This is a genomic window from Massilia sp. ZL223 (assembly GCF_018119395.1).
GTDB lineage: Bacteria > Pseudomonadota > Gammaproteobacteria > Burkholderiales > Burkholderiaceae_D > Telluria.
Genome location: NZ_JAGPWD010000005.1, coordinates 222,430 through 235,057, shown reverse-complemented (window position 1 = coordinate 235,057; position 12,628 = coordinate 222,430). Strand labels below are relative to the sequence as shown.

Below are 12,628 nucleotides of genomic sequence, written 5' to 3'. Positions count from 1 at the left end.
GCAACTTCTTGAATGTCGAGGCATTCATCGCTTCCTCCGCCGAGATATGGATCCTCGTTAGACCTCAGCAGTTAAGGAAGATTCAACACTCAACGGTGACAGCGCCAAAGGAAATGCGGTTCAACCGCGCAGCGCCCGCCACGTTGCAAAGCCCGCTGCGCACAAGACAAGCGAGCCGAACAGGTGCAGCGCCCCATGCACCAGCGCCCAGCCGTACTCGCCCCGCTGCAGCAGGGTCACCGATTCGCCCGAGAAGCTGGAGAAGGTCGTCAGCCCGCCGAGGAAGCCGGTGATGACGAACAGGCGCCATTCCGGCGCCAGCTGCGGATAAGCGGAAAAGAGGCTGATCGCCATCCCCACCAGGAAGCCGCCTACCAGGTTGGCCGCCAGGGTTCCCGCCTGCACGAAGGCGTGGAAACCGCCCAGCCACAATCCGAAGCCCCAGCGCAGCCAGGCGCCGAGGGCGGCGCCGGCGCCGACCGCGAGCCAGCTCAACGCGCGGCCCAGCGCGCCTTGGCGCTGTCGTCGCTCGTGCGCGCATCGACCCAGCGCGCGCCGTCAGGGGTCTGCTCCTTCTTCCAGAACGGCGCGTCGGTCTTGAGGTAGTCCATGATGAACTCGCAGGCGGCGAAGGCTTCGCCGCGGTGCGCGGCGGTGCAGGCCACCAGCACGATCTGGTCGAGCGGCTTCATGGGGCCGATGCGGTGGATCACCAGCGCGCCGTACAGCGGCCAGCGCTCGCGCGCCTGGGCCACGATGTCCTCCAGCGACTTTTCCGTCATGCCGGGATAGTGTTCGAGCTCCAGCTCGGCCACCTGCGCGCCCTCGTTCAGGTCGCGCACCGTGCCGACGAAACTCACTACCGCGCCCACGCGCGCATCGCCTTCGCGCAGCCGCGCGACCTCACTGCTTAAGTCAAAGTCCCCCGCCTGCACCCGAACGTCTACCCTCACTTGCCCTCCTTGGCCTGCCGCATTAACAATTGTTCGATCCGCGTCTCGGTGCGCGCATCCGCCAGCGCCGGTACGCTCAGGAGCTGGCGCAGCGCATCGCCCTGCGCGCCCGGCTTCTGGCCGGACTTCAGCGAATTTTGCAGCACTTCGACCTGGAGCTTGAGACGCTCGCGCGCGAATTCGGGGCCGCTGTCGATGCCGGCCGCGATCTCGAGCTTCAGCAGCTCGTGCTGCACGCGTTCGCGGTTGGCCTCCAGCTGGCGCGCGTAGCCGGCGCGCTCGCCGTCCAGTGCAGCGAGGGCCGCCTCGAAACGTGCATGCAGCAGGCTTTCGTAGGGACCTTCGAGCGGCAGCATGGCTTCCCAGCGCTGGCGCCAGTCGGCGGCGTGGGTGTGGGCGTCCGGGTTGACCAGGGCGTTTTCCAGCGCCTGGATCAGGCGCAGCTTGTCGCGCACCGCGCCGGCCAGGGCCAGGCCGGCGGCGCGGCGCGCCACGTCGGCATGGTGCTGCACCTGGGCCACGGCGGCGTGGTAGCGCTTCTCGATGCGCGCCTCGTGGGCGCGCGGCACCGGGCCGATCGCCTGCCATTCGGCGGCCGCCTCGCGCACCAGCTTGCCGGCGGTGGCCGGGGTCGCCTCGGGCGCGGCGGCTTCCAGGCGCGCACACAGCGCTTCCTTGGCCGCTTCGTGGGCGCGCCGTTCGGAGTCGGCCGCATGGACGTGTTCCTTGCGCGCCGCGAACAGCGCATCGCAGGCGGCGCGGAAGCGCTGCCACAGCGCCTGCTCGGCCTTGCGCTCGAGCGGCAAGGCGCGCGCGTGCTCCTGCCAGCGGTGCTGCAGCTCGCGCAGCAGGTCGACCGCGTGGCGGTCGTGCGGATCGAGCGCCTGGGCTTCCTCGATCAGCTGCTCGCGCACGCCCATCTCCACCTGGCGCTGGGTTTCCAGGGGTTTTTGCAAGGTGGTCAAGGCTTCGGAGAACAGCTGGTCGAGACGCTTCTTGTCCTTGCGGTCGATGGCGCCCAGGTGGCTCCAGGCCATGCGCAGGCGCTGCACCGTGCCGGAGACATGCTTCCAGTCGGCCTCGCCCGATTGCAGGCGCGCGATCTCGGCCTGGGCTTCCTCGACCAGGGCCTGGCCGCGCGCGGCGTTGGCGTGGCGCTCGTCGGCCAGCTGGCGGAAGTGGGCGGCGGCCGGCGCATAGGCGGCGGTGCAGGCGGCGTCGAAGCGCTCCCACAGGCTGCGCGGCGCGGCGCCCGACAAGCTGTCCAGCGCCTTCCAGCGGTCGCGCATGCTGCCGACCTTCTTGGCCAGCTCGCTCATCGCCAGGTTCTGGGTGGGCAGCGCCTCGACGGTCTTGATCAGTTCTTCGCGCGAGACATTGCCGCCCCAGCGCGCCCAGTCCGACAGGCGCTTGAGCTCGGCACGCAGCTGGCCGAGCCGGTCGGCCTGGGCCGGGCTCAGGCGCATGCCCTTGTCCTTGCTGTCCTTCAGGGCCTTGTCGAGCTCGGCGGCACTGTGGAGCGAGCCCTGCTGCAGGGCCGCTTCCAGCGCGTCCATGTTGTCGATGAATTGCTGGTCGGCGCCGCGCGCCGGCTTCCGGTCCTGGGCGGAAGGGGCTCCCGCCTGCTGCGGCTTGGCGGGCTTCGCTGCGCTTGGCTCCGGCTTGGGCTTGCGCACTTCCTGCGGCAAGGCGGCCAGCAGCGCATCGAAGCGCTGCTGGAGCTGGGCGCCGGCCGCGTTCGCGGGCAGCGCCGGCAGGCGGTTCCAGTCCTTGCGCAGCTGCTCGGGCTTGAGTTCGGCCTGCGGCTTGCCCTGCCAGTCGTTCAGCGCGGCCTCGCGCGCGGCCAGCGCCGCCTGGTCCTGTTCGATGGTCGCCAGGCCCGCCGTCAGGCGCGCATGCTCGCTGGCGAACTCGGCCACCAGGGCGCGCGGCAGCGAGGCGTGCTCGGGTGCGACCAGCGCCGCTTCCTGTTCGTGCTGCAGGCTCGCCAGGCGTTCGGACAGCGCGCCGGCGTCGAGGCCGGCGCCGTCCAGCTGGCGCAGGGCCGCCAGGCGGTCGATCATGGCGCGCTGCAGCTGCACCTGGGCTTCCAGGCGCTGCGCCAGTTCCGCGCGCACCGCGTCGAACTCGGGCGCCAGCTCGGGCGCCTTGGTGATCGCCCATTTACGGTCCAGCTCGGCAACATGGTTGGGCGTCAGCAGGTGGTCGCCCAGCAGCGCGCGCGCCTGGGCCAGTGCTTCCTGGCCGCGGCGCAGCTCGGCTTCGTGGTGGCGGATCGCATCCAGCCGGGATTGGGTGAGCTTGGCGACGCGGCGGTCGGTGTTGCGCATCGCCGCATGGACGCGCTCGAGCTGCTCCCGGCTGTGGACCAGCTCGGCAGCAGCCAGGCGCAATTCGGAAAACTCGGAACGGAGGAGGAATTCGACGGCGGCGGCCTCGTCGCCGTTCAGCTGCCTGAGCTGCTCGGCCTGCTGTTCACGGGACGTATTCGGCCCGCCCTGCCCTCCCGGCGCCGGGCCATGGGACGCACCTTGCCCGGACGCCTTGCCGGACGGCTGCCCGCCCGGCGCGGCAGCGTCGGGTCCAGCCGTCGACTTGTCTCCGCCCTGCCGCTTGAATAGGAATTCGAACATGATGGAATCGCACTTCCAAAACCCCCATCATAGCAAAGAACCATGCGTCGAATGGTCTACTCCCCCATCTGTTCTGATTCAATGAACCAGAGGCAACGTAGGGCCTTGCCGGGTGGAATATTCAGCGCCGCTCGCCAGGCCTGGGGCGGCGGAACGGGCTTCATATTGGCTGGAGTCGTGCGCCAGCATCTGGTTAGCGATGGCGAACCAGGTCTCGCCCGAGATCAGGGCGCGCGCCAGCGGAAACAGCTCGCGCTCCTCGAGCTCCAGCTTTTCCAGCAGCAGGCTGCAGCAGTGCTCGACGGCGCGCAGGCATTCGGGACTGCCCGCGGCGGCCTTGGCCTGGGCCGCGACGCGCGCATCCAGCGCCCGCCGGCTCAGTCCTTCGAGACGCACCAGCAGCGACTCCGCCGCCGCCCCGGCACGGCGCAGCGCCGGCAGCACGAACCTGTCGAGCTTGCGCCAGTGGCAGCTTTCATACACGCGCCGCAGCGCCTCGCAGGCCTGTTCGAACTGGCGCAAGGTCCATTGATGCGGGCCTTCGCCCCACCAGGTATTGGGCCGCCAGCGCTCCATGAGCGCCTCCACCTCGACCCGCGCGCGTGCCTGCTCGACGGATAGGGCGACCAGCGTATAGGTTGACGTCAGCATTGTGTCTCCTCTTAGAATGGCTCCGCCAGCATGGCAGCACGGCCGTGTGGGTCGGGATGCATGAACCGGGGGATGCTTTGTCGGGACGGCCAACGTTTCTTATAGGGTTGTCGCTGGCCGGCGGGAACTCAAGTGTAGAGAGAAGGACACGTGCAGACTTGAGGTGTGTCAAACACCCGGGTAGGAACTAAATAAGCTCATGTCACTGCACGGGCGTCTTCGGCCAAGGCCCCGGCAAGCAGGGAACCGAGCGCACCGGGATCGGTATGGCCGATGCCGACCTGGGGGCATCCATGCCAGCGCGCGCAGCGCCGCACCGCCCCGGCGACATCGGCCGCGAAGCGCGCGCTCGGGCGCACGCCGGGCTCCAGGGCGACGCTCTTGAGCTCGAACATGCCCGCCTTGCGGTGCGCCTTGGCGTCGATCCGTCCCACCAGCGCGCCGCGCCGCAGCAGCGGCAGGGTGAAGTAGCCATAGCGGCGTTTCTCGGCCGGCGTATAGCATTCGAGCCGGTAGTCGAAGCCGAACAATTCGAGCGCGCGGCGGCGGTCCCAGACCACCGGGTCGAAGGGCGACAGCAGGGTCGTCACGCTCGGGGTCAGCGCTCCTTCCGCGGCCGCGCGGGCGCGTTCCAGGTGTTCGGGATGCAGGTAGACCGGCTCGCTCCAGCCATCCACCCGGGCGCGCACCAGCAAGCCTTCGTCGGCCAGCCGGGCCGGATCCACGTGCGGGCGGCGGGTGCGGTGGTAGTCGGGGATCCAGGCGGCCCTGGCCAGGCCCAGGGCGCGCACGGTGCGCAGGGCGAATTCGCGCCGCACCGCGTCTTCGTCCGGCAGGCGGCTGTCGTCCCATCCCGGATGCACGCGCTCGGCCAGGTCGTAGACCCGGTGGAAGTTCTGGCGCCGCGCGATCATCAGCCGCCCCGCCGTGAACAGCACCTCCAGGGCGCGCTTTTCCGGCTTCCACTCCCACCAGCCGCCGCCCTTCCCGTCTTTACGCTCGAACTCGGCCGAGCGCACCGGACCGTGCTCGCGCACGTGGGCCAGCAGGCGTTCGACCACGTCGGCATGCTCGCGCATCCAGCGCGCCGAATACTTCCAGCCCATCCGCTCCGGGTCCAGCATGCGGTGCCGGTACAGGCCGTAGTCCTCGATCGGCAGGAAGCAGGCTTCGTGGGCCCAGTATTCGAACAGGCGGCCTTCGGCCAGCAACTCGTCCAGCCAGGCGGGATCGTAGTCGCCGAGCCGGCTCCACAGCACCAGGTAGGGGCTGCGCGCCACCACGCTGATGGTGTCGATCTGCAGCATCTCCATGCGCCGGATCGCATCCAGCACGTCCGCCTTGACGGCGCGCCGGCGGCGCGCCGTATCCAGTCCCTGGGCCGCCAGGTGGAGGGCGCGCGCGGCGCCGGCCGAAAGAATGAGTTCGCTCATGCGGCCATTGTAGTGAAGTTTCGACAAGGGCTGTCGAAGCCTGGGGCATTCGGGAGGCCGATGCGTTATAGTTGGCGCCGACCAGACTTTGCTTTTTCGACCCCATGCGGCTGCTGCACACTTCCGACTGGCACCTCGGCCAGACCCTGCACAATTTCGACCGGATCTACGAACACCAGTGCTTCCTCGACTGGCTGGTGGAGACGCTCGTCGCCGAGCGCATCGATGCGCTCCTGATCGCGGGGGACGTGTTCGACAACGCCAACCCGTCGGCCTTCGCGCACCGCCAGTTGTACCGTTTCCTGCAGCGCGCCAAGGCCGCGGTGCCGCACCTGCAGGTGGTGGTCATCGCCGGCAACCACGATTCGCCGGGCCGGCTGGAAGCGCCGACCCCGCTGCTGGAAGCCTACGGCATCTTTGTGGTCGGCCACGTGGTGCGCACCAGCGGCGGCGAGATCGATGTCGAACGCCTGGTGCTGCCGCTGCGCGACAGCGAAGGGCAGACCCGCGCCTGGTGCCTGGCCGTGCCCTTCCTGCGTCCGGGCGACGTGCCGCGCGAAGCGCGCCAGAGCGAAGGAGAGGCGCCCGCAGACCCCTACCTGCACGGCACCACCCTGCTCTACCGCCAGGCTTACGCGCTGGCGAAGGAACGCTGTGGCGAAGGCCAGGCCATCGTCGCCATGGGCCACTGCCACATGGTCGACGGCCAGTCCTCGCAGGATTCCGAGCGCCGCATCGTGATCGGCGGCACCGAGGCTCTTCCGACCAGCATGTTCGATCCCGACCTGGCCTACGTGGCCCTGGGCCACCTGCACCTGGCCCAGCGCGTGGGCAAGCAGGAGCACGTGCGCTATTGCGGCAGCCCGCTGCCGCTGTCGTTCTCGGAAGTCGGCTACCAGCACCAGGTCTTGTGCATCGAGCTGGAAGGCGGCGCCGCGAAGTCGGTGACGCCGGTCCATGTGCCGCGCCCGGTGCAGCTGCTGCGCGTGCCCGCCACGCCGGCCCCGCTGGACGAGGCGCTGGCCGCGCTCGAAGCCCTGGAGCTCGAAGACCTGCCGCCGCAGGCCCATCCCTACCTGGAGGTGCGGGTGCTGCTCGAGGGCCCCGAGCCGGGCCTGCGCGCGCGTGTCGAGGCGGCGCTGCAAGGCAAGCCGGTCCGCCTGGCCAAGATCGAACCGACCCGCAAGACGACCGCCGTCAGCGAAGGCGCCGACGCACTCACGCTCGACCAGCTGGCGCAGCTGCAGCCGGACGACATCTTCCGCCGCCTGTGGCAGCAGCGCTTCGGCGCCGATGCCCCGCCCGACCTGATGGAAGCCTTCTCGGAACTGGCCAATGCGGTGGACGGCGAATGAGGATCCTGCGCATCAGCGGTAAGAACCTGGCGTCGCTGGCCCAGGACTTCATGGTCGACTTCGAGCAGGAACCGCTCGCTTCGAGCGGCCTGTTCGCCATCAGCGGCCCGACCGGGGCCGGCAAGAGCACCCTGCTGGACGCCCTCTGCCTGGCGCTCTACGGCGCCACGCCACGTCTTCTGAAACGTCCCGGCAATCCGCTGCCGGACGTGGGCGGCGAGACGGTATCCGCGCTCGACCCACGCACCTTGCTGCGGCGCGGGACGGCCGAAGGCTGGTCCGAAGTCGACTTCGTCGGCAATGACGAGGTCCGCTACCGCGCCCGCTGGAGCGTGCGCCGCGCCTACGGCAAGCCGGGCGGCGCGCTGCAGCCTTCGAAAATCACCCTGCACCGCCTGCCCGACCTGGTGGCGATCGGCGGCACCAATACCGAGTCGGCCGCCGAAATCGTCCAGCGCATCGGCCTGTCCTTCGAACAGTTCACGCGCGCCGTCCTGCTGGCCCAGAACGAATTCTCGGCCTTCCTCAAGACGGACGAGAACGACCGCGGCGAGCTGCTGGAAACCCTGACCGGCACCACGGTCTACAGCGAGATCTCGCGCCGCGCCTACGAGCGCTCCAAGCTTGAACAGGCGCGCACGCAGTCCCTTACCGCAAAGCTGGCCAACCAGGCCCCGCTGGCGCCGGAAGCCCGCGCCGCGCTCGATACCGAACGCAGCACCGCCGACCTGGCGCTGCAGGCGCTGGAGGCGCGCCAGGCCGTGCTGGAACAGGAGCTGCGCTGGCACCAGGAAACCGAGAAGCTGCAGCGCGGCGAAACCCAGGCTTCCGAAGCGCTGGCCCAGGCCGTCGCCGCGCGCGAGGAGGCGGCGGAGCGTCGCCGGCGCCTGGCCACCCTCGACGCGGTCCAGCCGGCGCGCTCCCTGGTGGCCGACGTGGCGCGCCTGGACGGCGAACGGCGCCAGGCCCTGGCCTCGATCGCCAAGTCCGAAGCCGACCTGGCCGCCGCCCTCGAAGCGCGCCGCCAGACCACCGGCGAAGTCGACGCCGCCCTGGCCCAGGTCGACATCGCGGAGGAAGCCCTGCGCAGCGCCACGCCCCGGCTGGACCAGGCCAAAGCGCTGGACGCCGCCCTGGAAACGCTGGCGCCGGCCCACAAGCAGACCCAGGCCGCTCTCGAAGCGGCACGGACCGAGGCCCGCAATGCGCGCGCCGAGCACCACGCCAAGGCGGCGGAGCTGGAGCGCCAGCGCCAGTCGCGCGATGCCGCCGCCGCCTGGCTGGCGGCGCAGGCTCGCCTGGAATCAATGGCCGGCCAGTGGCCGCGCTGGGAAAGGCTGCTGACCCAGGCCGAGCAGGCAGAGAGCGGTATCCGGGCGAATCAGGCCGCCATCGACGGCACCCAGCGTGCGGTGGCGCAGGCGCGCGAGCGCGAAGCGGGCGCCGTGGCCGCGCTGGCCCAGGCCGCCGAACACGTGAGCGCGCTCGACGCCGCGCGCAGCAAGGCGCTGGCCGCACTCGAAGGTTTCGACAGCGGCGCCATGGCGGCCGAGCGGGCGCAGCTCGAACAGCGGCGCGAACGCCTGCTGGATGCGCAGCGCGTCTGGTCGGAACTGAGCACCGCCCGCCACACCATGGCGCAGCTGGCGCGCGACCTGGATCACAGCGACACGGCGCGCGCCGCCGCCGAGCGCAGCTTGAACGAAGCGCGCGCATCCGCGCCGGCCCTGGAAGCCGCCATGGCGCAAGCCGAGCGCTCGCTGGCCGCTGCCGAACTGGCCTGCGCGGCCAGCGTGGAACAGCTGCGCGCGTCCTTGACGGACGATGCGCCCTGCCCCGTCTGCGGCGGCCTCGATCACCCCTACCACCAGCAGGACGACCGCCTGCATGCGATGCTGGCCGGGCTGCGCGGCGAGGTGGAACAGTCGCGCGCGGCGGTGCGCGCCAACGCCGCCCGGCAGGCCTCGCAGCAAGCCGCCTTCGAGACGGCGCGCGAACGCCTGGCGGCCTTCGAACGCCAGCGGTCCGAGCTTGCCGCGCGCACCGACGCGCTGGCATCGCAATGGGAGGGCCACCCGGTCGCCGCCGACGCCCCCGCGGAAGAAGCGCGTGCGGACTGGTTCGGCGAACAGCGCGAGGCATTGCGCAAGGCAGCCGACCTGCTGGCGCAGCGCGAGCTGGCCTGGCGCCAGGCGACCGGGGCGCGCGACGCCGCGCAGGCGGAACTCGACAAGGCGCAGGCTGCGCGCCAGCGCCTGCAGCAGGCCCTCGATACCGAGCGCGAAGCCAGCGCCCGCCTGGCGGCCGAGCTGCAAACCCAGGCGGCACGCCAGGAAGCGGCGGCGGCCCAGCTGGATGCCTTGCTCGCCGAACTCGACCCGGTGCTGTCGAACGCCGCCGGCGACGGCTGGCAAGCCGCCTGGAGGCGCGCACCGGCCGACTGGCGCCAGATGCGCGCCGCCGAGGCTGCGCAATGGCGCGAACAGACCGAACTCCAGACGCGCGCCGGCGCAGCCATCGCCACCCTGGAAGCGGAGGCGGCGGGCGCACTGGAACGCATCGCCCAGATCGACCGCAGCGGCACGCATACGGCGGCGGAATTCTCCCGCATCGAGGCCGAGCTGGCGCGCATGCGCGGCGAACGCGCCGCGTTGTGGGAAGGCCGCGCCGCACGCGAAGTGGAACGCGAGCTGGGCGCCACCCTGGCCGCCGCGCGCGAACGCTTGAGCGCACGCCAGGCCGCGGCCAACGACGTCGCCCAAAGCGAGGCCCGTGCCCGCGCCGCCCTGGCCCAGCTCTCGGAACGCATCGTGGAACTCGAGAGCGCCGGCGCCAAGGCTGCCGCGGCGCTCTCCGACTGGCTGGAAGACTACAGGCGCAACCAGGAAGACCTCGATCCTGTGGCGGACAGCGCCGAGCTGGCCCAGCTGCTGGCGGTCGGCGCCACCTGGCTCACCCAGGAGCGCGCGGCGCTGTCCGGGCTCGACGCCCAGGTCGCCAGCGCCACCGCCGTGCTGTCCGAGCGCCGCGCCCAGCGCGAGGCCCACCTGGCCAGCGCCCCGCCGGGCGGCCAGTCCCACGAAGCCGTGGCCCAGGCCTTCGAAGCGCTCAGCGCCGAGCGGCGCGCCGCCCACGACCTGGCCACCGCCCTGCGCCTGCAGGTCGCGCAGGACGAGCAGCGCCGCGAGCAGGCCAAGTCGGTGCTGGCCGAGATCGAACGCCAGCAGGAAGTCGAACAGCGCTGGGCCAAGCTGTCCGAACTGATCGGCTCCGCCGACGGCAAGAAATTCCGCAACTACGCCCAGCAGTTCACCCTGGACGTCCTGCTCGGCTATGCCAACGCCCACCTGGCCCAGCTGGCGCGCCGCTACCGCCTGGAGCGGGTCACCTACGGCAGCGGCCCTTCGCTGGCGCTGATGGTGCGCGACCAGGACATGGGTGGCGAAGTGCGCTCGGTGAATTCGCTGTCGGGCGGCGAATCCTTCCTGGTCTCGCTGGCGCTGGCGCTCGGCCTGGCCTCGCTGTCCTCGAACCGGGTGCGGGTGGAGTCGCTGTTCATCGACGAAGGCTTCGGCAGCCTGGATACCGAGACGCTCGGCGTGGCGATGGACGCGCTGGACGCGCTGCAGTCCATGGGCCGCAAGGTGGGCGTGATTTCCCACGTGCAGGAGATGACGGACCGCATCGCCACCAAGGTGCTGGTGCGCCCGGCCGGGGGCGGCAGTAGCCTCGTGATCGTCGAGTAGCGGTAGAATGCCGCTTTTTCCGAACCGATTTTTAGAGCAATCATGAAGCCCGCACGTATCCTCACTTTCAAATGCGCCAAGTGCGCCAAGCCGGTCAAGGTCTTCCTCCAGAAGGTCTCGGCCTGCTCGCACATCCAGCCTTACCAGGGCATCTGCGACTGCGGCGAGGTCAAGCGCCACGCGACCGGCAGCCCGGACGCGGTCAAGTCCTACCTGGAATCCACCGACGGTAACTGGCACCACCATCACTGATGACGCACATCGAGTGGACTGAAGGCGGCGCGGCCCATACTGCGCGCTGGCGTTCCGAAAGCGGCTGGCCGGCCCCGAAGAAGATCGTGGTCGCCGACGACACCATGAACGCGGACACCGCTTACCGGCTCGCGCTGGACGGCACCGCCCTGCTGTGGCGCGGCGACTTCCAGAACGCGCGCCAGCTGCTGCAGGCCCTGGTGCGCCGCGTCGAGCACAAGGGCGATCGCGCCAGGCGCGCCAAGGCTGCCAAGACGCCGGTGCCGCCGCTCGAGGCCTTCCACCGCCACCGCCTGCAGCAGCTGCAGCGCGCCCGTACCCTGGCCATGCTCCTGGTTCCCTTCGAGGCCGGCCACACGATCCCGCTGCGCCGCGCGCCCGATGCGCGCCTGGCGTGCCTGGAAGCCTACGGCGTCGCCGACGAACCCTACGTGGCCTCGCTGCGCGAACTGCTGGGCGTGATCGGCGCGCACGAATGGCGCCGCAAGGGCGTACACATCCCCGCGCTGGACGAACGCATCCACCCCTGGTACGGCGTGTTCTCGCCGGTGCGCGGCGAGTACGTCGAGCTGGTGGCCCAGGCCCCGCTGCCCGCCGGCGCCAAGCTGGCCTTCGACATCGGCGCCGGCACCGGCGTGCTGTCGGCCGTGCTGGCGCGGCGCGGCTTGCAGGTTCTCGCCACCGACATGGACGCGCGGGCGCTGGGCTGCGCGCGCGAAAACATCTCGCGCCTGGGCCTGGCGCAGCAGGTCGACATCGTCGAGGCGGACCTGTTTCCGGAAGGACGCGCGCCGCTGGTGGTCTGCAACCCGCCATGGCTGCCGGGCAAGCCCAGCTCGGCCATCGAGTACGCGATCTACGATCCGGACAGCCGCATGCTTAAGGGTTTCCTGAACGGACTGGCGGCCCACCTGGTGCCGGATGGCGAAGGCTGGCTGATCCTGTCCGACCTGGCCGAGCACCTGGGCCTGCGTTCGCGCGAGCAGCTGCTGGGCTGGATCGCCGCGGCCGGGCTGGAAGTGATCACGCGCCACGATACGCGCCCCGTGCATGGCAAGGCGAGCGATCCGGACGATCCGCTGCATGCGGCAAGGTCGAAGGAAGTCACCTCGCTGTGGCGTTTGCGGGCGGCCTGACCGACCCGCATTGCGTATCGGCTCATATCGCGCTATACTATCGTTCTCAGACGCGGGGTGGAGCAGTCTGGCAGCTCGTCGGGCTCATAACCCGAAGGTCACAGGTTCAAATCCTGTCCCCGCAACCAGAATACCGATATCGAAAGCCCGACTCATCGAGCCGGGCTTTTGTTTTCTGCGGCAGCAAAGGCAGATGAGAGACAAGAAAGACAACGCAACGTTCGATCTGCCGGGCTTCGAGCCGGCCGCACCGCTCGATCCTGCGCTTGCTCCCACGCTTGTTACCGAACCGAAACGTGGTCCTCGTCCCCGCCGTGCTACCCTCAAGCAAGAGCAGCTTCAGCTGCTCGAAGAAACCGACACCACCGGCCTGCCAGTCTGGCGCCGCGACGACAACCTCGACCTGACCGGCCTGCCCGTCTGGGCGCCGGCCACGCCGGAAGCCTGAGGCGCACGGCCGGATGCTGGA

The 12,628-nt window shown here is 70.3% G+C and carries 10 protein-coding genes and 1 tRNA gene; 6 read left to right on the top strand and 5 right to left on the bottom strand.

Annotation, left to right across the window (positions count from 1 at the left end; translation table 11 throughout):
• Positions 1 to 120 precede the first annotated feature (120 nt).
• The 5 genes from crcB to KBW95_RS06155 all read right to left on the bottom strand — a co-directional run bounded on the left by crcB (position 121) and on the right by KBW95_RS06155 (position 5,670).
• Complete coding sequence (crcB, locus tag KBW95_RS06175) at positions 121 to 495, bottom strand: fluoride efflux transporter CrcB (RefSeq protein WP_211525829.1); 375 nt, start codon at positions 493 to 495, stop codon at positions 121 to 123.
• Complete coding sequence (gene moaE / locus KBW95_RS06170; RefSeq protein WP_211525828.1) at positions 492 to 953, bottom strand: molybdopterin synthase catalytic subunit MoaE; 462 nt, start codon at positions 951 to 953, stop codon at positions 492 to 494. The genes crcB and moaE overlap by 4 nt, the downstream gene beginning before the upstream one ends.
• On the bottom strand, positions 950 to 3,586 hold the full coding sequence (locus tag KBW95_RS06165) for a DUF349 domain-containing protein (protein WP_211525827.1): 2,637 nt from the start codon (positions 3,584 to 3,586) through the stop codon (positions 950 to 952). The genes moaE and KBW95_RS06165 overlap by 4 nt, the downstream gene beginning before the upstream one ends.
• A 78-nt stretch (positions 3,587 to 3,664) precedes the next feature.
• Positions 3,665 to 4,237, bottom strand: a complete 573-nt coding sequence (locus KBW95_RS06160; protein ID WP_211525826.1) for a hypothetical protein — start codon at positions 4,235 to 4,237, stop codon at positions 3,665 to 3,667.
• A gap of 197 nt (positions 4,238 to 4,434) precedes the next feature.
• Positions 4,435 to 5,670, bottom strand: coding sequence for a winged helix-turn-helix domain-containing protein (locus KBW95_RS06155; protein WP_211525825.1), 1,236 nt, complete (start codon positions 5,668 to 5,670; stop codon positions 4,435 to 4,437).
• 104 nt (positions 5,671 to 5,774) lie between these two features.
• Between KBW95_RS06155 and KBW95_RS06150 the strand changes: the two genes are divergently transcribed.
• From KBW95_RS06150 to KBW95_RS06125, 6 genes are all read left to right on the top strand, one after another.
• Positions 5,775 to 7,025, top strand: a complete 1,251-nt coding sequence (locus KBW95_RS06150; protein WP_211525824.1) for an exonuclease SbcCD subunit D C-terminal domain-containing protein — start codon at positions 5,775 to 5,777, stop codon at positions 7,023 to 7,025.
• Entirely contained in the window at positions 7,022 to 10,771 is a 3,750-nt protein-coding gene (locus tag KBW95_RS06145; protein WP_211527721.1) for an AAA family ATPase, read from the top strand. The genes KBW95_RS06150 and KBW95_RS06145 overlap by 4 nt, the downstream gene beginning before the upstream one ends.
• A gap of 42 nt (positions 10,772 to 10,813) precedes the next feature.
• Entirely contained in the window at positions 10,814 to 11,023 is a 210-nt protein-coding gene (locus tag KBW95_RS06140; protein WP_020656338.1) for a hypothetical protein, read from the top strand.
• The gene (locus KBW95_RS06135; protein WP_211525822.1) at positions 11,023 to 12,159 is read left to right on the top strand and encodes a class I SAM-dependent methyltransferase; all 1,137 of its coding nucleotides are present in this window, start codon (positions 11,023 to 11,025) and stop codon (positions 12,157 to 12,159) included. The genes KBW95_RS06140 and KBW95_RS06135 overlap by 1 nt, the downstream gene beginning before the upstream one ends.
• Positions 12,160 to 12,210: 51 nt before the next feature.
• A tRNA-Met gene (locus KBW95_RS06130) sits at positions 12,211 to 12,287 on the top strand.
• A 65-nt stretch (positions 12,288 to 12,352) separates the two neighbouring features.
• Complete coding sequence (locus KBW95_RS06125) at positions 12,353 to 12,607, top strand: hypothetical protein (RefSeq protein WP_211525821.1); 255 nt, start codon at positions 12,353 to 12,355, stop codon at positions 12,605 to 12,607.
• The last annotated feature ends 21 nt before the right edge of the window (positions 12,608 to 12,628 follow it).